This window comes from Caballeronia humi, assembly GCF_001544475.1.
GTDB lineage: Bacteria > Pseudomonadota > Gammaproteobacteria > Burkholderiales > Burkholderiaceae > Caballeronia > Caballeronia humi.
Genome location: NZ_FCNW02000213.1, coordinates 1 through 863, shown reverse-complemented (window position 1 = coordinate 863; position 863 = coordinate 1). Strand labels below are relative to the sequence as shown.

General features: G+C 62.1%; 1 protein-coding gene. It reads right to left on the bottom strand.

The window, feature by feature from the left end; genetic code table 11:
• Positions 1 to 863: CaiB/BaiF CoA transferase family protein (locus AWB65_RS35100; protein ID WP_087671280.1), on the bottom strand; the 863-nt coding region annotated here is incomplete at both ends.

The window sequence follows — 863 nt, the reverse complement described above, 5'->3', positions numbered from 1 at the left end:
ACGTCGAGATCGTCCCCGAGCAGCGCTTCGCGGATGATCGCGAGCAGCGGCGGAAGATTGCGCACGCGCTGCGCATTGGTCGCGAAGCGCTCGTCATCGGCGAGATCGGGACGCGCAATGACTTCACAGAATTTGCGGAACTGGCCGTCGTTGCCGACTGCGAGCACCAGAAAGCCGTCACGGCACTTGAACACGTCCTGCGGCTGTATGTTGGGATGCTTGTTGCCATTGCGAGCCGGCGTCTTGCCCGAGACAAGGTAATTCATCGCCTGATTGGCGAGAAACGCGACCTGAACGTCGAGCATCGCAACGTCGATATACTCACCTACGCCCGTTTCGTTACGCCGCGCGAGCGCGGCGAGAATGCCGACCGTCGCATACATGCCCGTCATGATGTCGACAATCGGCACGCCGACCTTTTGTGGGCCGCCGCCAGGTTCGTCGTCGCGCTCGCCCGTCACGCTCATCAGGCCGCCCATTGCCTGGATCATGAAGTCATAGGCGGCGTTTTCCGACTTCGGACCATCCTGGCCGAAACCCGTAATCGAGCAATAGATCAGATCTGGCCTGACGGCCTTCAGGTCGTCATAGGCGAGGCCGTATCGCTTCAGGGCGCCGGCCTTGAAGTTCTCGAGGACGACATCGCACTGCGCCGCGAGCGCACGCACGGTCGCTTGCCCTTCGGGCGTCGCGAGGTCGACTGCAACCGAGCGCTTGCCGCGATTCACTGACAAAAAATAGCCTGACTCCTTCGAGGCAGAGCCGTCGCTTGCCTTCAGGAATGGAGGCCCCCAGCTGCGGGTGTCGTCGCCGACTTCGGGGCGTTCCACCTTGATGACGTCGGCGCCAAGGTCCGCGAGAAT